Source organism: Mesorhizobium sp. 128a, assembly GCF_053848025.1.
Genome location: NZ_JBSPKY010000012.1, coordinates 19,449 through 37,202, shown reverse-complemented (window position 1 = coordinate 37,202; position 17,754 = coordinate 19,449). Strand labels below are relative to the sequence as shown.

General features: G+C 63.6%; 34 protein-coding genes. 14 read left to right on the top strand and 20 right to left on the bottom strand.

From position 1 onward, the window contains the following. Nucleotides 1-188: 188 nt before the first annotated feature. The 19 genes from ACWTU9_RS20150 to ACWTU9_RS20060 all read right to left on the bottom strand — a co-directional run bounded on the left by ACWTU9_RS20150 (nucleotide 189) and on the right by ACWTU9_RS20060 (nucleotide 11,143). Nucleotides 189-959 (bottom strand): hypothetical protein, encoded by a 771-nt coding sequence (locus tag ACWTU9_RS20150; RefSeq protein WP_455859800.1) that lies wholly within the window; start codon nucleotides 957-959, stop codon nucleotides 189-191. Further along, the gene (locus tag ACWTU9_RS20145) at nucleotides 956-1,243 is read right to left on the bottom strand and encodes a hypothetical protein (RefSeq protein ID WP_455859799.1); all 288 of its coding nucleotides are present in this window, start codon (nucleotides 1,241-1,243) and stop codon (nucleotides 956-958) included. Before ACWTU9_RS20145 ends, ACWTU9_RS20150 begins: the two co-directional genes overlap by 4 nt. Further along, nucleotides 1,240-1,440 carry a hypothetical protein gene (locus tag ACWTU9_RS20140; RefSeq protein ID WP_455859798.1) on the bottom strand — a complete coding sequence of 67 codons (201 nt, stop codon included), beginning with the start codon at nucleotides 1,438-1,440 and terminating at the stop codon, nucleotides 1,240-1,242. Before ACWTU9_RS20140 ends, ACWTU9_RS20145 begins: the two co-directional genes overlap by 4 nt. Then, nucleotides 1,437-1,652, bottom strand: coding sequence for a hypothetical protein (locus tag ACWTU9_RS20135; RefSeq protein WP_455859797.1), 216 nt, complete (start codon nucleotides 1,650-1,652; stop codon nucleotides 1,437-1,439). Before ACWTU9_RS20135 ends, ACWTU9_RS20140 begins: the two co-directional genes overlap by 4 nt. After that, nucleotides 1,649-1,924, bottom strand: coding sequence for a hypothetical protein (locus ACWTU9_RS20130; protein WP_455859796.1), 276 nt, complete (start codon nucleotides 1,922-1,924; stop codon nucleotides 1,649-1,651). The genes ACWTU9_RS20135 and ACWTU9_RS20130 overlap by 4 nt, the downstream gene beginning before the upstream one ends. 3 nt (nucleotides 1,925-1,927) lie before the next feature. Next, nucleotides 1,928-3,760 (bottom strand): ParB/RepB/Spo0J family partition protein, encoded by a 1,833-nt coding sequence (locus ACWTU9_RS20125; protein WP_455859795.1) that lies wholly within the window; start codon nucleotides 3,758-3,760, stop codon nucleotides 1,928-1,930. After that, nucleotides 3,757-5,637 (bottom strand): helicase HerA domain-containing protein, encoded by a 1,881-nt coding sequence (locus tag ACWTU9_RS20120; protein ID WP_455859794.1) that lies wholly within the window; start codon nucleotides 5,635-5,637, stop codon nucleotides 3,757-3,759. Before ACWTU9_RS20120 ends, ACWTU9_RS20125 begins: the two co-directional genes overlap by 4 nt. A 58-nt stretch (nucleotides 5,638-5,695) precedes the next feature. Further along, on the bottom strand, nucleotides 5,696-5,896 hold the full coding sequence (locus ACWTU9_RS20115) for a hypothetical protein (protein WP_455859793.1): 201 nt from the start codon (nucleotides 5,894-5,896) through the stop codon (nucleotides 5,696-5,698). Further along, entirely contained in the window at nucleotides 5,893-6,363 is a 471-nt protein-coding gene (locus tag ACWTU9_RS20110; protein WP_455859792.1) for a hypothetical protein, read from the bottom strand. Before ACWTU9_RS20110 ends, ACWTU9_RS20115 begins: the two co-directional genes overlap by 4 nt. After that, entirely contained in the window at nucleotides 6,360-6,614 is a 255-nt protein-coding gene (locus tag ACWTU9_RS20105) for a hypothetical protein (RefSeq protein ID WP_455859791.1), read from the bottom strand. Before ACWTU9_RS20105 ends, ACWTU9_RS20110 begins: the two co-directional genes overlap by 4 nt. Continuing rightward, the gene (locus ACWTU9_RS20100; RefSeq protein ID WP_455859790.1) at nucleotides 6,611-6,991 is read right to left on the bottom strand and encodes a hypothetical protein; all 381 of its coding nucleotides are present in this window, start codon (nucleotides 6,989-6,991) and stop codon (nucleotides 6,611-6,613) included. Before ACWTU9_RS20100 ends, ACWTU9_RS20105 begins: the two co-directional genes overlap by 4 nt. Continuing rightward, nucleotides 6,988-7,707: a winged helix-turn-helix domain-containing protein gene (locus tag ACWTU9_RS20095; RefSeq protein WP_455859789.1), complete on the bottom strand. Its 720-nt coding sequence runs from the start codon at nucleotides 7,705-7,707 to the stop codon at nucleotides 6,988-6,990. Before ACWTU9_RS20095 ends, ACWTU9_RS20100 begins: the two co-directional genes overlap by 4 nt. Next, the gene (locus ACWTU9_RS20090; protein WP_455859788.1) at nucleotides 7,707-8,117 is read right to left on the bottom strand and encodes a helix-turn-helix domain-containing protein; all 411 of its coding nucleotides are present in this window, start codon (nucleotides 8,115-8,117) and stop codon (nucleotides 7,707-7,709) included. Before ACWTU9_RS20090 ends, ACWTU9_RS20095 begins: the two co-directional genes overlap by 1 nt. Next, complete coding sequence (locus tag ACWTU9_RS20085; RefSeq protein ID WP_455859787.1) at nucleotides 8,114-8,332, bottom strand: hypothetical protein; 219 nt, start codon at nucleotides 8,330-8,332, stop codon at nucleotides 8,114-8,116. The genes ACWTU9_RS20090 and ACWTU9_RS20085 overlap by 4 nt, the downstream gene beginning before the upstream one ends. A 2-nt stretch (nucleotides 8,333-8,334) precedes the next feature. Beyond that, a complete protein-coding gene (locus tag ACWTU9_RS20080; protein ID WP_455859945.1) occupies nucleotides 8,335-8,619 on the bottom strand; it encodes a hypothetical protein in 285 nt (94 codons plus the stop codon). A gap of 130 nt (nucleotides 8,620-8,749) precedes the next feature. Further along, nucleotides 8,750-9,358 (bottom strand): hypothetical protein, encoded by a 609-nt coding sequence (locus tag ACWTU9_RS20075; protein WP_455859786.1) that lies wholly within the window; start codon nucleotides 9,356-9,358, stop codon nucleotides 8,750-8,752. Between the two features lie 158 nt (nucleotides 9,359-9,516). Continuing rightward, a complete protein-coding gene (locus ACWTU9_RS20070; protein WP_455859785.1) occupies nucleotides 9,517-10,023 on the bottom strand; it encodes a hypothetical protein in 507 nt (168 codons plus the stop codon). Between the two features lie 17 nt (nucleotides 10,024-10,040). Further along, nucleotides 10,041-10,631 (bottom strand): GcrA family cell cycle regulator, encoded by a 591-nt coding sequence (locus tag ACWTU9_RS20065; protein WP_455859784.1) that lies wholly within the window; start codon nucleotides 10,629-10,631, stop codon nucleotides 10,041-10,043. Beyond that, nucleotides 10,628-11,143, bottom strand: a complete 516-nt coding sequence (locus ACWTU9_RS20060) for a hypothetical protein (RefSeq protein ID WP_455859783.1) — start codon at nucleotides 11,141-11,143, stop codon at nucleotides 10,628-10,630. The genes ACWTU9_RS20065 and ACWTU9_RS20060 overlap by 4 nt, the downstream gene beginning before the upstream one ends. A 178-nt stretch (nucleotides 11,144-11,321) precedes the next feature. Here ACWTU9_RS20060 and ACWTU9_RS20055 point away from each other — a divergent pair, with 178 nt between their 5' ends. Both ACWTU9_RS20055 and ACWTU9_RS20050 read left to right on the top strand, forming a co-directional pair. Next, nucleotides 11,322-11,570, top strand: coding sequence for a hypothetical protein (locus ACWTU9_RS20055; RefSeq protein WP_455859782.1), 249 nt, complete (start codon nucleotides 11,322-11,324; stop codon nucleotides 11,568-11,570). Nucleotides 11,571-11,693: 123 nt separating this feature from the next. Beyond that, on the top strand, nucleotides 11,694-11,891 hold the full coding sequence (locus tag ACWTU9_RS20050; protein ID WP_455859781.1) for a hypothetical protein: 198 nt from the start codon (nucleotides 11,694-11,696) through the stop codon (nucleotides 11,889-11,891). A 5-nt stretch (nucleotides 11,892-11,896) separates the two neighbouring features. On the opposite strand, the gene ACWTU9_RS20045 is transcribed toward ACWTU9_RS20050, so the two are convergent. Beyond that, entirely contained in the window at nucleotides 11,897-12,139 is a 243-nt protein-coding gene (locus tag ACWTU9_RS20045) for a helix-turn-helix domain-containing protein (protein WP_455859780.1), read from the bottom strand. Nucleotides 12,140-12,163: 24 nt separating this feature from the next. Here ACWTU9_RS20045 and ACWTU9_RS20040 point away from each other — a divergent pair, with 24 nt between their 5' ends. From ACWTU9_RS20040 to ACWTU9_RS19985, 12 genes are all read left to right on the top strand, one after another. Further along, on the top strand, nucleotides 12,164-12,871 hold the full coding sequence (locus ACWTU9_RS20040) for an XRE family transcriptional regulator (RefSeq protein ID WP_455859779.1): 708 nt from the start codon (nucleotides 12,164-12,166) through the stop codon (nucleotides 12,869-12,871). Nucleotides 12,872-13,203: 332 nt separating this feature from the next. Next, the gene (locus ACWTU9_RS20035; protein WP_455859778.1) at nucleotides 13,204-13,359 is read left to right on the top strand and encodes a hypothetical protein; all 156 of its coding nucleotides are present in this window, start codon (nucleotides 13,204-13,206) and stop codon (nucleotides 13,357-13,359) included. Continuing rightward, on the top strand, nucleotides 13,359-13,550 hold the full coding sequence (locus ACWTU9_RS20030; protein ID WP_455859777.1) for a hypothetical protein: 192 nt from the start codon (nucleotides 13,359-13,361) through the stop codon (nucleotides 13,548-13,550). The genes ACWTU9_RS20035 and ACWTU9_RS20030 overlap by 1 nt, the downstream gene beginning before the upstream one ends. After that, nucleotides 13,547-13,747 (top strand): hypothetical protein, encoded by a 201-nt coding sequence (locus ACWTU9_RS20025; protein WP_455859776.1) that lies wholly within the window; start codon nucleotides 13,547-13,549, stop codon nucleotides 13,745-13,747. Before ACWTU9_RS20030 ends, ACWTU9_RS20025 begins: the two co-directional genes overlap by 4 nt. Continuing rightward, nucleotides 13,747-14,055, top strand: a complete 309-nt coding sequence (locus tag ACWTU9_RS20020; RefSeq protein WP_455859775.1) for a hypothetical protein — start codon at nucleotides 13,747-13,749, stop codon at nucleotides 14,053-14,055. The genes ACWTU9_RS20025 and ACWTU9_RS20020 overlap by 1 nt, the downstream gene beginning before the upstream one ends. Next, nucleotides 14,052-14,228 (top strand): hypothetical protein, encoded by a 177-nt coding sequence (locus tag ACWTU9_RS20015; RefSeq protein WP_455859774.1) that lies wholly within the window; start codon nucleotides 14,052-14,054, stop codon nucleotides 14,226-14,228. The genes ACWTU9_RS20020 and ACWTU9_RS20015 overlap by 4 nt, the downstream gene beginning before the upstream one ends. Further along, a complete protein-coding gene (locus ACWTU9_RS20010) occupies nucleotides 14,225-14,458 on the top strand; it encodes a hypothetical protein (RefSeq protein ID WP_455859773.1) in 234 nt (77 codons plus the stop codon). The genes ACWTU9_RS20015 and ACWTU9_RS20010 overlap by 4 nt, the downstream gene beginning before the upstream one ends. Beyond that, nucleotides 14,455-14,844: a hypothetical protein gene (locus ACWTU9_RS20005; protein WP_455859772.1), complete on the top strand. Its 390-nt coding sequence runs from the start codon at nucleotides 14,455-14,457 to the stop codon at nucleotides 14,842-14,844. The genes ACWTU9_RS20010 and ACWTU9_RS20005 overlap by 4 nt, the downstream gene beginning before the upstream one ends. Then, nucleotides 14,841-15,827: a YqaJ viral recombinase family nuclease gene (locus ACWTU9_RS20000; protein ID WP_455859771.1), complete on the top strand. Its 987-nt coding sequence runs from the start codon at nucleotides 14,841-14,843 to the stop codon at nucleotides 15,825-15,827. The genes ACWTU9_RS20005 and ACWTU9_RS20000 overlap by 4 nt, the downstream gene beginning before the upstream one ends. Before the next feature lie 128 nt (nucleotides 15,828-15,955). Continuing rightward, nucleotides 15,956-17,044: a hypothetical protein gene (locus tag ACWTU9_RS19995; RefSeq protein WP_455859770.1), complete on the top strand. Its 1,089-nt coding sequence runs from the start codon at nucleotides 15,956-15,958 to the stop codon at nucleotides 17,042-17,044. 4 nt (nucleotides 17,045-17,048) lie between these two features. After that, on the top strand, nucleotides 17,049-17,384 hold the full coding sequence (locus tag ACWTU9_RS19990) for a hypothetical protein (RefSeq protein ID WP_455859769.1): 336 nt from the start codon (nucleotides 17,049-17,051) through the stop codon (nucleotides 17,382-17,384). Next, nucleotides 17,381-17,749, top strand: coding sequence for a hypothetical protein (locus ACWTU9_RS19985; RefSeq protein WP_455859768.1), 369 nt, complete (start codon nucleotides 17,381-17,383; stop codon nucleotides 17,747-17,749). Before ACWTU9_RS19990 ends, ACWTU9_RS19985 begins: the two co-directional genes overlap by 4 nt. Nucleotides 17,750-17,754: the final 5 nt, after the last annotated feature.

The window sequence follows — 17,754 nt, the reverse complement described above, 5'->3', positions numbered from 1 at the left end:
CGCCGCCTTCGTTGTCCTGGTGGTCGAAGGCGACGCCCTTCTGCAGGTCGACGGACATTGATCCGCCGTTGCCCCAACGGAGCTCGACGCCAGGCTTCGAAAGGTGCGGGTTTGGTTCCCCCAGCAGCATCCTTGCCACTGGCTCGATATGCTGCGCGAGCAGCCGGGAGAATTCCTCTGCTGACATGCTATGCCGCCACCTCGTCCGACGGCTTCCATTTCTCAAAGTCGGCTTCTATCTGGGCCCAGTTGGTGGGATGCTGCGCCTTCAGATCCGGCGTGTATTTGCCAATGACGAACTGGCCGCGTTCGACACCTCGCTCCAGCCAGTCCCGCGTCCAGCGGCTGGGATCAATCTTGACGTGCTTGAAATCCGCCTTGGTGACGTAGCCGCGGCGTTCCATGATGATCAGCAGCTTGATCGCCCGGATTTTCCAGTTCGTCAGCGCCACCGGTGCGGGGTGGCCGGCGCCGACATCAGGAACGTAGTCGGGGAGGGTGCATCTCGCCGCGGGGCAGCGATCATACCAGTCGTGCTCCTTGCCGCTCCAATACTGGTTCGTGTTCTTGTCCGGCAGATCGGGCCGGAACGCCGGCGGCCGCCACCCGTAACGACTCTCGGTGTGGTCCTGCGGATGCGTCATGCTGATCACGGTGATCCCCAGCATGGCGCAGATCTCGGCCATGCCGCCGACGTGCTTCCCGGCAGGGACGAGCGCGGCGCGAAAATCAGGGGCCGGTATCTGGGGGTTGTATCCCCATTCCTTCGACGCCTGCAGTACGACCTCAGCGTTGAGCCTAAGTTTTGCCTCGACACCGATCTGCAGGCCGTCGGCATCGCGCACCAGCAGGATGTCGTAGCCCGCGGTTTCGGCATAGGCGGTCCAGCCCTTCGGGATCGCGGCGACAAAGGCGGTGCACAATTCGGCTTCGGTCTTGAATTCCGGTCCCTTCGTCATCGGCGTTCCACCGCCACGGTCTTGCCGCCACCGCGCAGCAACTTGCCGAACTTCTCCTCGGCGACACTCAGCGCCGCCGATGCTTTGTCGCCAGATCCAACGATGGCGGCCTGCAGGTGAGCGCGCAGCGCCCGCCAGGCGGCAACCTCGGCTTCGTTCTCGGTGGCGAACACGATGGCGACGCCATTCTCGCAATATGGTTCGTAGTCGGAGCGGTGCACCTTGCGGAGCTCGCCTATCCAGCCGATCGGCGTCTTGCGGGCGCGGGCGTTGACCTCGTTCAAGTGCGCCTCCAATCAATAAAGCCGGCCGATTGCCTGTCCTCAAGCCGATAGATCGGGGTTCCGGAGGCATCGAGCAGGCCTGTCTTGACCGGCGCGCGCGGCTCCGGCTCGTAGACGACCTTCGCGAGATAATCGGTGGCTTTGGTCCACGCCCAATTCTCGGCGGTGGGAGTCCTTGTGATGTAGAGGACGGTCATCGCACCGGCCTCGCGATCTCGGCGCGCAGCTCAGCGGCGTTCAGCGCCTTGCGCGCGATGATGTCGAGGATGCGCCGACGTTCCGCCGCCATGCCACGATCGAGCACCTTCGCGAACACCACGGCCAGCGCCATTGTCTGCTGCGATGTAAGGCCGGTGACACTGATGGCTGACAGTGCCTCATCGATCTCGTTGCTGAAATCGAGGATCATTGCGTCACCTTCCACGTCCCGCCGTAGTCGACAAGGAAGCCACGCATCACGCTTTCGGAGGAGAGGAAGATCGGCGGTTGCGTCCGGCCGGAGAGCACGCTCACGAACACCTTGCCGGTGCGCGCGATCTCGTCGAGCTCCTCCTGCGTGAAGATCCAGCACGACACGCTGCAATGCCCATTGGTGAAGGTATGCATGTCGTCGACGTTCTCGGCGCCTGCTGGGGCGCCGAGCATCGTATTGCTGCCTGGGAAGTCGATGGCTTGGCCCATTGGTCAGGCGGCCTCGTCTTCTTCGACGTCCTCGTCGGCGAGATCGTCGACATCAGGCTCCGTTGGCGGCGCCTCGATCAGCTTTGGTGCCTCGCCGGGACCGCTGTAGGTCGGCGCGCGCAGCTCCGGCGGCAGCCATCCCGTTTTCGGCACGTTGGCCAGCGCAAAGGCGACGAGATCCGGCTTCTTCAGCTTTTCCGCCTTGCGCGCCTCATCGTCGTTGAGGGCTTCACGGATCGCCTGGATGACGAAGGGTTTCGAGGCACCGTTAAAATAGTCGGAGGCATCGAAGCTTTCTTGCAAGGCGGCAGTCATGCGAGCCGCATCGATCGCGGCGGCCAGCGGCGAAGAGTTTGCGTCAAACGGCGGCTTCCCGACATAGGGACGCTCCATGTGCACTGCCTCGGCCGCGCAGCCCGCCGCCACCGCGAATAGTTCCGCGTCGGACATCGCGGAGAGACGCGCGAATGCGGAAGCAAAGCTTTCTTTCTCGACGCCTCCGGTCCGCCGGAATCCATCGTGATAGACCCGCACGGGACTGTCGGTATGGAGGTGCCGGTGCGCCAAGAAGCCAGCCAAAAGAGCGACGAGGCCGAGACGCCGCTCTTCCTTCAGGGCAGTTCGAACCGCCAGGGTGGCTTGGATGCTCAGCCTGTCATGCAGCGCATTGGAGATCGCCGGCGGACCCTTCTCGGCTGGCTTGCCGTCGGCCGCCACCTTCCTCGGTGCGGCTGGTTTCACTACACCACGCGTGATTTTGAGATCGCCGTGATGCCCAATTTCGAGCACGGCGCCAGCCTTTGCGAGTTGATCCGGAGTCCACTGACGATCCGCGATTGCCTTACGCAGCGTGGCGAGCTGATCGGCGGCGGCGTCATCTCCCTTGGCGTCGGCCTTTTCCAGCTTCTTGATCTGTTTCTTTTCGTCGGCCGTCGTCTTTCCGTCGGAGGGTTTCTCTTTCGACCAGCTGTAGTGCCAGTTGTAGGGAAGCTCGCCTGCCGTGCTGACCCATGACCAGCCCTCTTGCTGCAGTCCATCGAGAACTGCCTTGAGTTTGTCGTTTGCGACCTGCTGCGCGATCTCTGGATCGGCGATGACGTGGTTGTCGCCGAAGAGGTCCTGCGTGTAGCGACCTCCGGCGGCCTTGTACGCCTCGAGACCCGCGATCTTGATCGCCCTTGCGGCCTCATGGTTGTCGGCGCCCAGAGCGCGTTTCACCGCCCAGGCGCGGACATCACCCTGCTTGCTCAACTTCTTGAACAGCTTCTCTTGGTCCTCGATCGAGGGCGCCAACGTGAAGGCGCAGACTGTCGCAAAAGCTTCTGAGCTACGTTCCTCGCCCCGCCACCAATCGAGAACGAGTGGAGACAGCCTGCCCAAGGCCAGCATGCGCCGCACCCGCTTCGGTTCGATACCGAACCGCGCCGCGATCTGGCCTTCATCGAGCCCGCGATCGGCGAGCTCGCGGAAAGTTTCGTAGGTATCGGCTTCATGCTGGGGGAGGCGGATCAGGTTCTCAGCCTGGCTAAGCTCGCGCGCCGTGGTGTCGTCGACGTCGCCCATGATTACGGGCACTGCGAAAGATGGCGTCACCGGGACACCACCGGCGGTGTCGCCATCGGTGGCGAGCTCGCACAGGACGCGATGACGGCGATGGCCTGCGATGATCTTGTGCTTACCGGTCTCGGCGTCATGACGGACGCGCAGCGCCTGGATGAGACCGTGGGCCCGGATCGAGGCCTTCAGCTCCTCGATGCCCTCGTCGGTACGCGAGCGGCGCGCATTGATGGCTTCGTCGGGCTCGATCTCGGCAAGCGGAATCGTGGTGGTGGTCATGTCGGTGTCCTTTCGGCTGTCGGTTTCAGGAAGGAGACGCCCATGCGGTGCGCCTCGGCCGCGACGTTTGCATAGGGGCGGCCGATCCTTTCGGCGGCCTCCTTCAGCTTCTTGCCTTCGGCTTGATAGTCGACGAGGATTTGACGTTCTTCCTCGGTCCAAGGGCGGCGCTGCTTGATGCCGAGCTTGCTGGACTGCGCGGCGACCGAACTCTCGGTGCGGCCAAGCTCCGCGCAGATCTCCTTGACCGACTTACCCTCGGCCTTGCGGGCCCGAATGATCTCATTCTCGGCCTCAGTGTAGGCATCGCGCTTCCGGACCACACCATGCTTCGTCGAGAACTTGTGAAGCGCTGTCGGTCCACGGATGTATCCGGCGGCCTTCAGATCGAGCAGCACGTCGGTGTGGGTCTTCCCAGCGGCGAGGCCAGCCAGCGCGATTCTGGTCTCTTCCTCAGTCCAGAGATTGACGCGCGAACCGGAGACGCCGAGTTTGATTGCTGCCATCTGAATGGCGCCGAAGGAGCGATCAAAGCCAGCAGCGGTGAGGCTCTTGCGGATGTCGGCGATCGCGGCGCCGGCCTCATATCCATCAAGAACGAATTGATATTCCTCGTCCGTCCATCCGCCGACGGTGCGGGTGTTCTTGATGCCCAGCGTCTGGCCTCGCACTGAGATGGCACCGAGAGATCGGGCGGCTCCGCCGTTGGCGATCAGTAACGCCGCAACCTGGGATAGCTTCAGGCCCTTGGTGAAGCTGTCCCGCACTATGGCATCGTCCGATTCACTCCAGCCGCGCCGATTATTTGTCGTGGTGTCGGGCTCAACTGCAGCCGCCGGCGTTTCTTTCCTGGCATCCGGTACCGCCATCAGCATCGCGGCGGCATCAGCGGCCGATATCGTCGGCGGGGCAATGACGACCGGCGCGGCGCCCTTGTGCCGCGACAGCACGGCCCCAGCCTTGAAGCGGACCCTCCGAGGTCCGGCGATTGCAGGGCCGATCGCCAGGAACTCGCCGTCGGCGAGCGTGCGCAGCGCGCGGCTGTGGCCGAGCGTGAAGCCGAGCAGCGAGCCGGCCCTCTCGAGGTCGCGATCGAAGATGGTGCGGCCGACAACAATGTTGGTGGCCTTCGAAACCACAGCCTTCGCGGTTTCGGCGAGACGCTGCGTCGCGATGACGCCGGCGATGCCACGCTTCCGGCCGCGGCCCATCACGTCGGCAAGCATCGCCGTCGAACGCTTTCGGGTGTCGGCGGTGACGTCGCCGGTGTCGTAGTGCGGCGCCAGCGTCTGCGCTTCGTCGATCAGCACCAGGAGGGGATGCCAGTACGCCTCGCCAACAAGCATGAGCCCTTCGGCGAGATCAGCGACGAGATCGAGCCGGTCCTCTGCAGTCGCATCGGACAGGTCCAGCACGGCGCTGTAGCGGTGCTCGCGAAGATGCTGCGCGAAGGCGTGGCCGCCGACGCGCCGAATGTCGGCCGCCGTCAGCACCGCGACATCGAAGTGCTCCTTCAGCGTCGAGAACTCACCGTCGGGATCGATGAGCAGTTGCTGGACGCGGCCGAAGGCTTGCTCGAAAAGGCGGCGCAGCAGCATCGACTTGCCAGCGCCGCTGTTGCCCTGGATGAGGAGGCGACCGTCGATCAGTTTCGGGAGATCGATGCCCACCGGCTCACCCTTGGATGTGGAGCCGACACGGATGTCGTTTTCCCCCAGTGGGCGCGCCGGCGCCGTCGTGTCGATCGGGACGATCGTCTGCCGGGCGTGCGCGTCATCCTCCTCGGCCGGCTCCTCGATCTTGACCGGCGAGGCGACGCCAGCTTCCTGGGCGAGCAGCGCGGCGACCTTCTGATCGGCCGGCGACAACTTTGCCATCGCCTCGGGCTTCGGAAATGATATTCCGAAACGACGATCTATCGGCCGTTCCCCGGCCTCACGAATGAGTTGCTGCATAGCGCGACTCCTTTCCGAGATTTCGCCATTCCGCTGCGCCTTCGACATCCCGCATCGCGGCGGCGTCCAGCGCCTCGGCCATGTCGTCGGCGGTGCGGCGCAAAAGGTCGACGGCCCAGTCACTGGTGCTGTCGACGAGCTCCTCGAGCTGCCGGCTCGCGGTGGACAACGGTCCTGTCATTTGCCGCCACCCATGCCCGCAGCGTTGAGACGATAAATCTCTGCGGCCGCGGCGAGCTGCTTCCCTAGATCCTTGATCGTCTTCGCGGCGGGATCACCGCAAAGGACGAGGGCGGCGTTGAGCATCGCCTCGTTGAGCGTGAAGGTCTGTTCGACAGTGGTTTCGTCGGCCTTGACGGTCACGATCGAGAACCCGCGCTCCGCGATGCAGACCTCGCGCGTGGTGTCCGGCGCGTTGAACACCTGGTTGGCGACGATCGTCGCTGACGTCGGTGTGGCCGCCGGGGTGGGTTCGCCAACCTGGTCGAACCGTACCCCGTAGTCGGCCAGGATCCGGATAAGATGGTCGGCGCGCCGGCGGACCTCTTCGCGGCTGTCGTCATCGGCGTGAGCCCACAGTGGCCGAATGAGCCCGTAGCGCTCTCTGCGCATGCATTCGGCGAGGATGTCTCTGACCTCGCGCGTCATCGACGCGCCCTTCGGATCGACCGCCAGTGCTGAACGACGGTCTCGTCGCGCGCCTCCCGACCCTGCTTCGACCACGGGTGTCGGCTAGTCCAGCCGCACGGACAGACCGCCAAAGCTTCGCCGGTTTTCGGGTCGGTCTGCATCGAGACGACATGCGCGGCGAACAGCGGCTCGCAACGCTCGCAGAACGGGGCGCCGCGTTCATCGTTGAAGCGGCGACCATCGCAGACGACGCAATCGGGGAGGCTCATATGCCACCTCCGGCATCGCGCATCGGCTCCGCGGCCGCGATCTCGTCGAGCCGGGCGTAAACGGCGTCACGAGCGGCGCGCAGTGCCTGCTCCGCATCGCGTACAGCGTCGGTCAGCGGCTTCAACTCGCTGCGGCAGCGCGTTTGAATATCGACGAGCTCGGATACAGTCCCAACCGCCCGGATGTAGGAGGCCTCGTGGAGACAAGGGTAGGGCGCGCCGGCGCCACCAATGTGCTGCTGCATGACGAGCACATGGTCGCCGCTGACCCAGACAACCTCTCCGATGTGCCATTCCGCGGGCATGGATACGCCGGGCATCCCCATCAGGATGACAGCGCCTGGCTCGATCTTGCGGCGGGCGATTGGCTTGCTCATCGCGCCGCCCTCACGCTCTGCCGGAACACCGGCTTGAAGCCCAGCGGCTCGAACCGATAGCCACGGCCCCAGACGGTGCGCACGACATCGAGGCCGCCGTTCATTTCGAGGAGCTTGTGACGAAGCTTGCAGACGAAGACGTCGATGATCTTCTGATCGGGCTCATCCTCGCCGCCGTAGAGATGGTCCATGAGGTCCTCTTTCGAAAAGACCTTGCTTGGATCCAGAGCCAAGGTTGTGAGGAGCCTGGCCTCCGCCGGTGGCAGACGGCGTTTTTTGCCGCCAGCTTCGACAAAGCCGGATGCGGCGTCATAGATGCAGCCCGGCATCTTGATGAAGAGGTGATCGTTGTAGGCGCCGCGACGCTGCAGCGCCTTCAGCCTGGCGACGAACTCGTCGGCGTGGATGGGAGCGGGTTGCACGTCATCGGCGCCACACCGCAGGATAAGCGCGGCGGGACCGCTATCCCATTGCATTTCGTCAAGAAGCACGAACAGCAGATTCTTGACGTCAGCGGCTCTGAAGTCGCGGCAGACCACCGCTGCATAAGCGGTGTTCGTCGCCCGGATCACTCCGATGGCGTCGGGATCGCGGTACAGCGCGCTGCAGAGATCCTTTGGAAGCGTTTCGCCAGCGGATTCGTAGCCGGCGCCTTCGGCCGCGGCGCGCAGCGCGTGCTCTGCTTCACGGGATGGGGCGGAGACCAAGACGCGCATCAAGCCGCCCTCGCCAGGATGGCACGCGCCTTGGCACGGCAGGTCTCGCTCATAGCGTAGCCGAAACCGTACACGGTTCCGAAGTCGACGCCATGCGGGCGCGTCTTTCTGCGGATCCGCTTCATGTGCGACCGGATCGCCCAGTCTGGATTGAGCAGCTCGACGAGATGGCGGTCGGTGTAGATCGAGGCCTGTAATTGGCCGTATTGCGCCTCACCGCAGGTCACCAGCATCATGAAAATGCTGGCTTCAGCCTCGGTAAGGTCGAAGGCCTTGCGGGCGAGGCGGGCCTCGTTGCGGCCGGTCAGCCTGGCGATCGTCGCCTTGAGCTGACGGTTCTCCTCCTCCAGGATCTCGATGCGCTCGCGGTCTCGGCGGTTCGGGGCGGCGAAGGTTTCATGCCGGCTCATGCGAACTCCTCCGGCCGGCGAAGGACGACCAGGCACTTCGTGGCGACGCGGCGGACGAAGCCGCTGCCGATCAGATGGTTGAGGCAAAGGGTGTAGGTGGTGTGATCAAGATCGAGGTCAGCCATCGTCTCGACGCGATGCATGATGACCGGCTCCCCGACCGGGGCGAGGCCGGTGAAGTAGGACAGCAACTCTATGGCGCGGGGCGGTGCCATGGTCAGGCTCCCCGTGGCGGCACAAAGAGGCAGATCGCCTTGCCGGCATCGAGCCCGCTCTGATGCGAACACCAGTGGAACTCGCCGTCTGGGCTGTCCTTGATGCGCTTGTCACCGTAGGGGACCACCTCGCCTGTCGGAGTGTGGTAGCCATCGGGACCCTCCTTAACCTCGCCGACCTTGGTCTGCCGGCAATCGAAATTCGCGCAGCAGGCGAAGGGGTAACTCCAGCCTTGCGGTTTCGACTGGGTTGGAAGGGCGTCGTGGGCCTTTGCACCACCGCACATCACGAAGATGATGAAGGCGACGGCGGCGATGAAGACGCCGATCGCCAGCGCCAGGCTGAAGACGTGGTTGCCGTGCATACGGCCGTTCGTTGGGCGTAAGCTCATGCCGGCACCCCAAGTCGGTAGTCCATCAGAATTGCTCCGGGATAGCTGGGGTTTGGTATCGAGAGGCGAGCTGCTCTGCCTCGCGCTTGCGGCGCTCCGAGGCGACAAAGAGATCGTCGACAGGCTGGGTGAAGCGCGGCGCCACATCCGCTTCGATGAAGGACCAAACCGCGAGGGCGTCGCTACGGTCGAAGGATTGATCCGTGTCATCAGGTTTGACCCAGCCGAGGGCCCGGCATTTCGCCATCACGGCCTGCTTCTGGTCGCCGCGGCCGGAGCCGGCAAAATGCTTCTTCACCGAGGCCTGGTTGACCCGGATGTGCCGATAGACCTTCAGCTGGAAGGCCATGAATTCGAGAACCGCCGGCAGGCCCAGCAGGATCGTCGCGGTCTTGATGTTGGTCTGGCCCTGGACGAACGAACCGGGCAGCGGCGCCTCGATGGCGAGGACGTCGACGGGATGCGCGGAGATAAAGGCGGTGATCCAGCGTCCCGCGCCAGAGAAGATGGCGCCACGAGAGGCGCCTTCCTGGGCGCACTCGACCGAACCCGACACCGGTGAGGCGCCGGCCGGCCCGTAGGCCCAACCCATGCGCCTGGCCGCGTCGAGCGCAAGTATGCGTGGTGCCGACATCCCAAGTCCTCGTACCCGTTTCGGGCTTAGTGTTTTGGCGGGGCGACCGACCCGAAGGCCGGTCAGGCGCTGCACGTTGACGTTTCTCGGGTTTACCCAGCAGCATCCATGGCGTCGTTCAAACCGCCGCCCCTATCCCGCTCGCGCGGGAATTCAATTCAGTGCGGAGCGGCGCCGCCGGCCTGATCCCATTCGGCTTCGCTGGTGCTGCCCTTGACGGCCGCGACGACGGCATTGGTGGTTTCGTCGCCATCTTCATCATCGCCGTCCTCGGCCTGCACCGCAGCGGCGCCGAGCCCGAAGCTGGCAAAATCCGCACCAAGAGCGGTCCTGATATCGACGGCGAAGTCGCGGTCGTCGTCTTCGAGGTTGTCGATCTTGTTGTCGGCGCGCTCCGCCATCGCTTCCGCCTTGCGGCGCAGCTTCTGCGCATCGGTCAGCGCGCGGATGATGCCCTTGTTGACGCCCTGCTTTTTCGCGTCTTCCAGGATCGATTTCTGATCGTCGTTCGCGATCTTCTGGATCGCCCGCTTCTTCACTTTGAAGTCGGCGTCGAGGACGCGAAGCTGTTCCTCGCGGTCCTGCTCGATGCGATCGAACTCCTCGATGAAGGAGGCCGCCTCGGATGGCGTCGCACGGTTCGGCCTTTCATGAATGGCAGTCATACAGGTTTCCTTCTGGCTCAGGCGCCCTTCGGGACGCTCAATCGGTGGATCGCTGGGGCACTGGCGATGCGGGCGTGGTAACGGCAGTAGGGACCGGTCTCGGCTGTGGTGGTTCCGCAGAAGCCGAAGTTCTCGGCCTGGGGATCGCCGTTCGGCCATTTGCAGGTCCGCTCGGTGAGATCGAGGAGCTTAAGGCCAAGAGACTGTGGAACGACGGCGAGATCGACAGGCCGGCGCGGCTCGCCTTTGATGAGATGGGCGGGGAGGCCTGGCGATTTGGCACGCTGTTCGGCGCGCGCCTTGAAGTCAGACGCCGGCGGGTTGTTGGCGCCGCGCCAGGAGCTTGTCTGCTGAACGAGCTTGGTTGGTTTCGGCGCCTTTGGTGGCGCTCCTGCCGACGCTGGTGGTCTTCCCACCTTGCCCTTGCGGGGCTTGCCGTTATTGAGCTGGAACTTCTTCCGGTGGACGCGGGAGATCACAGAGTTCCGGCTGCAGTTCAGGAACTTCTTCGCGATCGCCGAGGCGGTGAGGCCTTCCTCGCAATAGCACTGCAGCAGCCGGTCGAGCTCAGACCTCGGGAGTGTGGTCCAGTCCGGGAGAATCGTCACCGGGCGTCTCCGCCGTCGGCTTTGATTCCGGCGCGATCCAGTGCGCCAGCGAGTCGCCCCAGTTCGCGACGTTCTTCGCCATCCAGAGTCGCGTCTTCAGCGGCAATGAGCGCTGCCAGACGGTTGGCCGTGGCGGCGAGTTTGAGCCTTGCACGTCTTGCCTCCTCCAGCGCCTCGATCGCGAGTAGCGCCTTGACCTCGTACCATTCGACGCGACGAGCGTCATCGTTGTAGATCGCCCGGACTCGCCGAGGCGTCACCTTGCCGCGGAATTTCTCCGGCACTGCCTTGAGCAGCCGTTTGTAGATCGGCTCGTACTGGTAGCGAGCCGGCGCCTTCGGCAACAGCAGTTCGCCGACGTCGCGAATGACGTCCCGCGGTGATCTGTTGTCGGCGGAGTAGGCGTTGGCAACGCTAGACATGATGCCACCGCCCGACCTCGGCCCGCCGTGGGCCTTGGTAAGATTTTCCAAGCTCGCGCTCGAAGTTTCCAAGTCCGTGTCGCCGGTCATTGCTATCTCCATTTCCAGCGACGGAATGCGGAGACGACAATGAACGGCCGGACGAAAAAGAGTGGTGGGCCATGCCAGACGGGACAGACAGGCCCACCATGCCGGCGCAGGGACGCCGGCAATCGCGCGGCGTTGGGGTGACGCGCGAAACGAATGCTGTTGATAGGGATTCCAGGAAATGACCACCGACGGCCACGGCGAAACGCCGAAACTCACCGAACCCGAACCGCTTCCCAGTCTTTTTGTGACCGGCTGCGCTATTCAGGTCGTCGAGGAAAGTATCGTGCGCCTGCTCTTCTGGACGGAGCTGCCCGCGTTTGGTGGTCAGCAGCAGGAGGCCAGGCTTCAGGCGCGAATTGCGATGCCTGTCAAGGTGTTCAAAGGTCTCGTTTCCGACGGCCGAAAAGTCGGCCGAAGCAAGCATTGAAATGAGTTGGAAACCATTACTGCGAAAAGCAGTGCTGGCCTCACACTGACATGTATCAGCCTGTATCCTTCCGTGTTTTCTTTGACGTTTGCCAAAAGAAAAACACTCCGGGAGGAAGAGCGAATGATCAATCCAGCCCTGTTCGTCGGCGAAGTAAGAGTCGTGGTTGACGACTCGATGGTGCACATCGTCGGCTTCGCGACCGCCGACGGCGGGCAGCGATCCGAACGACATGCTGTTGGGCACTTCGTCATGAGCAACGAGGTTTTTCGGAAGCTGCTCGCCGACGGGCGTAGCAGCCTGGCAAAAGGCGGGCACTGAGGCGCTCATTCGGCGGCCTCGCTTGCTGCGGCCAGGAACTCCCGACGCGTATCGTTGAGGTCCTGTAGCGTGACATCGCCGCCGCACATCGAGACGATCTTATCCGCCAAAATGGCATCGACCGGTGCTTCGCCGGTCTCGATACGCTGCACTCGGCGAGACGGGTTTGCACCTTGGCCGACGCCGAGCATCTCGGCCACGTCCTTAAGGGTCTTAGTTTCCCGAATGCGCCAGTCGCGGAGTTTCATGCCGATAATTAGCGGCGAACGCTAATGATTTGTCAAGCGCAATTAGCGTCTGGCGCGAATTCACATATTAGCGCTGAACGCTATAATTCCCAAGTGCTTACAAACATTGCAAAAATTCGCGAGGCAAAAGGCCTCTCACAGATCGAGCTTGCTGACAGGCTCGGCATTCATGTCACGAATCTGAACAAGATCGAGCGTGGAAAATCGTCTCCTTCGACTACCCGTCTCGAGCAGATTGCGGCGGAGCTGTCGGTCCCGATCACAGACCTGTTTGCGGATGCGCCTGCTTCCACCGGCACCAGGACGGTGACGGTGAAGGGGTTCGTCCAAGCTGGCCACTGGGCTGAGACCTGGGAATGGAGCGACGACGACGTCTATAGCGTCCCGGTCCCGGATGATCCCGCGCTCCGGCCTTTCGGGCTTCACGCCGCCGAGGCGCGCGGGCCCTCCATGAACAAGCGATACCCGGAGAAGACCGTGCTCGTCTTCACCGACGTCATCGAAACCGGCGCCGCGCTGGAGCTCGGCCGCCGCTATATCGTCGAGCGTGAGCGCGCTGACGGCCTGAGAGAAGCCACCGTCAAAACGCTGTGGCGCGACGAGGCCGGCAAGATCTGGCTGTTGCCCGAATCGAATGATCCCAGGTTCCAGGAACCTATCCCGGTCGATGGTGGCGAAGACGATACCGTCCGAGTCGTCGGTCGTGTCGTGTACGCTGTCAGCAAGGAATAATTTCTTCTAGGCGATTGACCTGGCCGAAGCGCGCGGTTTATCCGCGCGCGCTTTCACGCGCTCGGTTGGAGATTATCTCTAACCTTCATCGTAGATCTCTACGTTAGACGAATCGCGATTTCGCTCGACGATTCTGTGTCCTGCTACATCCTGCAATAGTGGCGTGTCCCGCAGCCGTATCGGGGTTGCTGACGCAACCATGCGCGGCGAATCAGAACTTAGCGCATCGCGCGCGAGGAGCGACGATTTCCAATAATTAGCGTTGAACGCTATTTTGCCACTTGACTTAGACTTAGCGACGCGCGCTAATAGCAGGCATAGGAGAAATCCCGATGCCTACGAACGTGCATTCCTTCCCTGAGATCGACCGGCTCCGCGCCGAGATGATCGCGCTTCACGAACGCCGGCAGCGCATCGTTGCCGGAATCCTCATCACCTCCCTGTTAGTCGCCGGCTTTATCGGCGGCCTGATCGTGGGGGTCCTCTGATGCCACGGCACCCAGAAACCCTCCAGGAGCAGCGCCAACGTCGCGCCTATGCCGTCGCCGTCGAGCGCGTCGAGATCGTCGATACGTTTTTCGACCGGGCGGTTAACTGGCTTGCTGAACATCCGCGCCTCACCGGCGCGTTGATCTGCGCGGTCGCGCTGATCCCGCTTTTCGCAGAGGTGCCACGATGAGCGGCCCCACAGTCGAAGCACCGTCGATCGCGCCATCCCTGGACGACCTCCGACGCGCGCTTGACCACGCGGAGACCGAACTCGTCTGTGCCGACATGATCGACGACATGCGCCGGCGCGGCGCCGAGATGGACCGTTGCCGTCGGCGTCGTGATGACCTCAAGGCACAGATCGCTGGCATCGAGGGGTCGCTCTGATGTCCAAGATCGAAGACGCCCCAACCGGAATGCTGCGCGCCTGGGCGGACAGCGGAGTGATCTCGTCGGCCCGTTTTGTCGAAGAGATGGAGCGCCGGCGCTTCGCCGCCGGCATCGCGATCCGGCAGACCATAGAGGCGCCGCCGCTCGACTACGAACTCGACAGGGACCTCGAGATCCCAGGTCTTGTCGCGCTCGACTGCGACGATGACGACGGCGCTCCCAATCCTGCGCCGGGCGCTTGGCTCGTCGGTTTCTTCCTTGCCACCGTCGTCCTCGCCGCCGTGCTGATCTGGAGGTCGCTATGAGGCTGACCACGGAGCAGCTGCGCGCACTCGCTGTCGACTCGTTTGATGTGATGAATTGGGCGCGACGCAACGGCCTTCGTAAGGAGGCGCAGATCGCCGAGCTGGTGAAGACCTACGAGGTGACGCTCGGCTACCGCGATCCAAAGCCGGCAACCGCGACAGGTGCAGCATGACGAAAACCCTCTACGTCCAAGTCAAGCGCGGTGAGGAGTGGCGGAAGGTCACTACGGTCGCCGTTGAGCATCGCAAATTTGATCCCGACAGCGCCAAGTCGCGCGCCGCTGCGTACGTCGAGGCGACCCGTCAGCTGACGGCCTGGCAGTCCTACGATGGCTTCGCCGGCTTGCCGCTGCGCATCGCGGAGGAGGTCGGTTACGACCGCTATGTGGAGGCGCGGCCGTGAGCAAGCTCTCCTACAACATCAAGCCCGGCGGTCTCTCCGCCGACGATCATGAGCGCATCCATGAACTCGCCGCGCGCGGCTGGAAATCGACCAGGATCGCTCGCGAGATCGAGAAACATCCCGGGACCGTCCAGTGGTTCATGTATCGCCATGGACTGAAGGCGCCGAGCTACGGTCGCACCAAGTCGAGCTTCCGGAATGGTCGTGAGGTGAAGCCATTCTCACCCGAGGAAGACGCCTTCATCACGGCGCTCCGAGTCCAGGACTACACCCCAAAGCAGATCGCCGACCTCTCGACGAGGAGGTTCGGGCACCAGCGCAGCAACCACACCATCGCCTGTCGGCTGGTGATGCTTGCGGCACGCGATGATGGAGCATCAGCATGAACGACGAACCATTCCAGAGCATCGGAGATATCGCCGCCGGCATCGTCGGCAACATCGAGATCATCAAGCCGGCGAACCGCGCTGAATGGCTGGCGGCGCGCAAGCGCGACGTCACCGCATCCGATGCGTCGACGCTCCTCGGCGTCAACCCCTACAAGACGCCCTTCGAGCTCTGGGCGGAGAAGACCGGACGCAAGCCGGACGAGGAAGACAACGATGTGTTCCGCCGCGGCCGCGCCATGGAGTTCATCGCGATCGACTTCCTGCGCGAAGACTATCCGGACTGGAAGATCACCCACAGCTACAACAACCGCTACTTCCGCGATCGCTCTGGCCGGATCGGTGCAACCCCTGACGCCTTTGTGGTCCGTCCCGATCGCAAAGGGAAGGGCATCATCCAGATCAAGTCGGCCTCCGACTATTCAGTCAAAAACTGGATCGACCCCGAGACCAGGGAGATAACACCGCCTCTTTATGTCGCCGTCCAGGCGCTGATCGAGGCGGAGCTCACCAAGTCGAATTACGCGATGGTGGCGCTGATCGTTTCCGGGCACGGCCTCAAGCTGCACCCGCCGATCGAAATACCGCTGGTGCCGAAGCTGATGGCCAAGGTGAGGGCGGAGGTCGCCGACTTCTGGCGCGTCACCGACAGCGGTGGCCACCCCGACGCGGACTGGAAGCGCGACGGCGCGCTTATCGAGGACCTCTACGAGCCCAACGGTGCGGTCATCGATCTCGGCGACGACAACATGCTGCCCGCGATCTGCGACGAGAAGGCGCGGATCGCCGCGGAAAAGGGCCTCATCGAGAAGCGTCTCAAAGAAATCAAGGCGGAGCTGCTCGACAAGATGGGTGGCGCCTCCGCCGCGAAGATCGCTGACGGCCGGATCATCACCGCCAAGGAAGTTCAGCGCGCCGGCTATTCAGTCGGACCCTCCAGCTACATCGACGTCCGGGTCAAGAAGGCCGGCGCGCTCGACTAAGCGTCCATCCAAACCACTGAAGGAAATCCACGATGAATTCCCAGACCAAGGCCGTCGAATCGACCGAGCTCGCCGCGTTGCCGCCAGGCATTTCGGGGGGAAACCAGAGCCTCGCTGTCCAACTTGCGATGGCGGAGCTCAACCAAGACGCCATCACGGCGCGCGCGTTCCCTCGATCGGTCGCCACTGTGATGCGCAACATCACCGAGCTCGTCATGCTCGACGAGCAGACCGCGAAGGAATGCGTCTATGCGGTGCCGCGAGATGGCAAGACGATCCGGGGGCCCAGCATTCGGCTCGCCGAGATCATTGCGTCGCAGTGGGGGAACTGCCACTGCGCCTCGCGCGTCGTGCACGTCGACAAGATTGAAAAGTATGTCGAATCCGAGGGTATCTTCCACGACCTCGAAACGGGGCTGAAGCGCACCGCCAGGACGCGCAAGAACATCTCAAAGCGCGACGGCGGCCTCTATTCGCAGGACATGATTATGACAGCCGGCAACGCCGCGGCCTCGATCGGCATGCGCGAAGCCATCCTGAAGGGTGTCCCGAAAGCGGTGTGGCGACAGGCATTCGAGCACGCTGAGAATGTGATCCGCGGCGATGTCACGACGCTGGTGGAGCGGCGTGAAGAAGCGATGAAGGCGCTCGCCGGCATCGGTGTCGCCCCGGAGCGCGTCTTCGCCGCCGTCGGCGTCGCCGGCATCGAGGAGATCGGGCTCGAGGAGCTCGCCGATCTGTTCGCGATGTACCAGGGGGTGAAAAGCAAGGAGACCGACGTCGACGAAGTCTTCCCGGCGGTCAAGAAAACCGGCGAGCAACCCGCAGGTTTGAAGGGCAAGCTCGACCACCTCGCCGGCGATGACGCCGCCAGCAAGAAGCCCGCCGCTGATGCGGCCACAAAATCGGAAGCCGGCCAGTCCCCCGCCGCCGGCTCCGGTGCGCCCGGTAAGCAGGCCTCCCCTAAGGCTGCCGCCGAGCAGAAGCCGTCGTCCGGCAACCCCAAGCCCTCCCAAGCCCAGCCGGACGACGGCGATCCCATCGCAGTTGCGACGCGCCTCGGCCGCGCCGCATACCGAAAGGACCTCAGCCGGCGCGCCATCCCGGTCGACTACAAAGCCGACGGCCGCGAAGCGGAGCGTGACGCCTGGCTCGCCGCCTTCGACGATGAGAAGGAAAAGGATGGGCCGGAGCCCGGTTCGATCGAGGAGGATTGAGCCGATGATCTTCTTCCGGCGCCTCAAACCCACGGATGAAATCTCCATTTCGGAAAGCGAGATCATGTCCGAATTCGGTTCCCTTCTCGATCGGAGCTCGCGTTCCGTCGGCAGCATGCTCGATCAGTTCAGGGCTGACGAGGTCAGCCTCGAGGAGCGGATCCGCGACCTGACGGAACAGCTGCGCCAGACCCGTGTCGCGATCACAGCATTCGAGGCCGCTGGCGCGATCCTGACTGGCGGTAGGGAAGGTGCCTCGGCAGTTGACCCGCCTGCCAGATCCAACCTCGGGAGGCTGGTGCCGCGCCAGGTGCCGGAGCGCAAGGACATCCAGGCATGACCGTCGAGATCCACGCCGCTGATGTCGCCGTCTTCGCCAACGGCCGAAAGGTTCTATCGGTCACCAAGCCCGGCGTCAGGCAGGTGCCGGTGCGCAAGGGCGACTACATGGTGCAGGTCGAGCAGCCCTTCGCGGTGGGCGACGTCATGCTCGCCGACGCGTTGAGCCGCGTCATCGTGGCGCCATTGAATTTCGCCGGCGCCACCGAGATCGCGCGCCTCGTCATTGAGGGCGATCCCCACACCGTTACCGACAGCCATTCCCTGCGCGCGCTGGCCACGGCAGTCATCGGCTTCGCCAGCCAGGTGGTGGCGCCAGAGCCCGCCAGCGCTGCCGTCGAGCCGCCCCAGCCGGCGGTCGTCTAAGTCAA

Bases quoted from the DNA above. Each gene is read 5' to 3' on its own strand.
- ACWTU9_RS20040 (WP_455859779.1), top strand. From the start codon at position 12,164: ATGATTTGTCAAGCGCAATTAGCGTCTGGCGCGAATTCACATATTAGC.
- ACWTU9_RS19995 (WP_455859770.1), top strand. From the start codon at position 15,956: ATGGCGGAGCTCAACCAAGACGCCATCACGGCGCGCGCGTTCCCTCGA.
- ACWTU9_RS20045 (WP_455859780.1), bottom strand. From the start codon at position 12,139: ATGAAACTCCGCGACTGGCGCATTCGGGAAACTAAGACCCTTAAGGAC.
- ACWTU9_RS20080 (WP_455859945.1), bottom strand. From the start codon at position 8,619: ATGTGCGGTGGTGCAAAGGCCCACGACGCCCTTCCAACCCAGTCGAAA.
- ACWTU9_RS20000 (WP_455859771.1), top strand. From the start codon at position 14,841: ATGAACGACGAACCATTCCAGAGCATCGGAGATATCGCCGCCGGCATC.
- ACWTU9_RS20105 (WP_455859791.1), bottom strand. From the start codon at position 6,614: ATGAGCCTCCCCGATTGCGTCGTCTGCGATGGTCGCCGCTTCAACGAT.
- ACWTU9_RS20060 (WP_455859783.1), bottom strand. From the start codon at position 11,143: ATGACCGGCGACACGGACTTGGAAACTTCGAGCGCGAGCTTGGAAAAT.
- ACWTU9_RS19990 (WP_455859769.1), top strand. From the start codon at position 17,049: ATGATCTTCTTCCGGCGCCTCAAACCCACGGATGAAATCTCCATTTCG.
- ACWTU9_RS20110 (WP_455859792.1), bottom strand. From the start codon at position 6,363: ATGACGCGCGAGGTCAGAGACATCCTCGCCGAATGCATGCGCAGAGAG.
- ACWTU9_RS20025 (WP_455859776.1), top strand. From the start codon at position 13,547: ATGAGCGGCCCCACAGTCGAAGCACCGTCGATCGCGCCATCCCTGGAC.
- ACWTU9_RS20115 (WP_455859793.1), bottom strand. From the start codon at position 5,896: ATGACAGGACCGTTGTCCACCGCGAGCCGGCAGCTCGAGGAGCTCGTC.
- ACWTU9_RS20140 (WP_455859798.1), bottom strand. From the start codon at position 1,440: ATGACCGTCCTCTACATCACAAGGACTCCCACCGCCGAGAATTGGGCG.
- ACWTU9_RS20090 (WP_455859788.1), bottom strand. From the start codon at position 8,117: ATGAGCCGGCATGAAACCTTCGCCGCCCCGAACCGCCGAGACCGCGAG.
- ACWTU9_RS20055 (WP_455859782.1), top strand. From the start codon at position 11,322: ATGACCACCGACGGCCACGGCGAAACGCCGAAACTCACCGAACCCGAA.
- ACWTU9_RS20120 (WP_455859794.1), bottom strand. From the start codon at position 5,637: ATGGCAAAGTTGTCGCCGGCCGATCAGAAGGTCGCCGCGCTGCTCGCC.
- ACWTU9_RS20070 (WP_455859785.1), bottom strand. From the start codon at position 10,023: ATGACTGCCATTCATGAAAGGCCGAACCGTGCGACGCCATCCGAGGCG.
- ACWTU9_RS20100 (WP_455859790.1), bottom strand. From the start codon at position 6,991: ATGAGCAAGCCAATCGCCCGCCGCAAGATCGAGCCAGGCGCTGTCATC.
- ACWTU9_RS20035 (WP_455859778.1), top strand. From the start codon at position 13,204: ATGCCTACGAACGTGCATTCCTTCCCTGAGATCGACCGGCTCCGCGCC.
- ACWTU9_RS20050 (WP_455859781.1), top strand. From the start codon at position 11,694: ATGATCAATCCAGCCCTGTTCGTCGGCGAAGTAAGAGTCGTGGTTGAC.
- ACWTU9_RS20030 (WP_455859777.1), top strand. From the start codon at position 13,359: ATGCCACGGCACCCAGAAACCCTCCAGGAGCAGCGCCAACGTCGCGCC.
- ACWTU9_RS20095 (WP_455859789.1), bottom strand. From the start codon at position 7,707: ATGCGCGTCTTGGTCTCCGCCCCATCCCGTGAAGCAGAGCACGCGCTG.
- ACWTU9_RS20135 (WP_455859797.1), bottom strand. From the start codon at position 1,652: ATGATCCTCGATTTCAGCAACGAGATCGATGAGGCACTGTCAGCCATC.
- ACWTU9_RS20085 (WP_455859787.1), bottom strand. From the start codon at position 8,332: ATGGCACCGCCCCGCGCCATAGAGTTGCTGTCCTACTTCACCGGCCTC.
- ACWTU9_RS20130 (WP_455859796.1), bottom strand. From the start codon at position 1,924: ATGGGCCAAGCCATCGACTTCCCAGGCAGCAATACGATGCTCGGCGCC.
- ACWTU9_RS19985 (WP_455859768.1), top strand. From the start codon at position 17,381: ATGACCGTCGAGATCCACGCCGCTGATGTCGCCGTCTTCGCCAACGGC.
- ACWTU9_RS20075 (WP_455859786.1), bottom strand. From the start codon at position 9,358: ATGTCGGCACCACGCATACTTGCGCTCGACGCGGCCAGGCGCATGGGT.
- ACWTU9_RS20125 (WP_455859795.1), bottom strand. From the start codon at position 3,760: ATGACCACCACCACGATTCCGCTTGCCGAGATCGAGCCCGACGAAGCC.
- ACWTU9_RS20020 (WP_455859775.1), top strand. From the start codon at position 13,747: ATGTCCAAGATCGAAGACGCCCCAACCGGAATGCTGCGCGCCTGGGCG.
- ACWTU9_RS20150 (WP_455859800.1), bottom strand. From the start codon at position 959: ATGACGAAGGGACCGGAATTCAAGACCGAAGCCGAATTGTGCACCGCC.
- ACWTU9_RS20010 (WP_455859773.1), top strand. From the start codon at position 14,225: ATGACGAAAACCCTCTACGTCCAAGTCAAGCGCGGTGAGGAGTGGCGG.
- ACWTU9_RS20015 (WP_455859774.1), top strand. From the start codon at position 14,052: ATGAGGCTGACCACGGAGCAGCTGCGCGCACTCGCTGTCGACTCGTTT.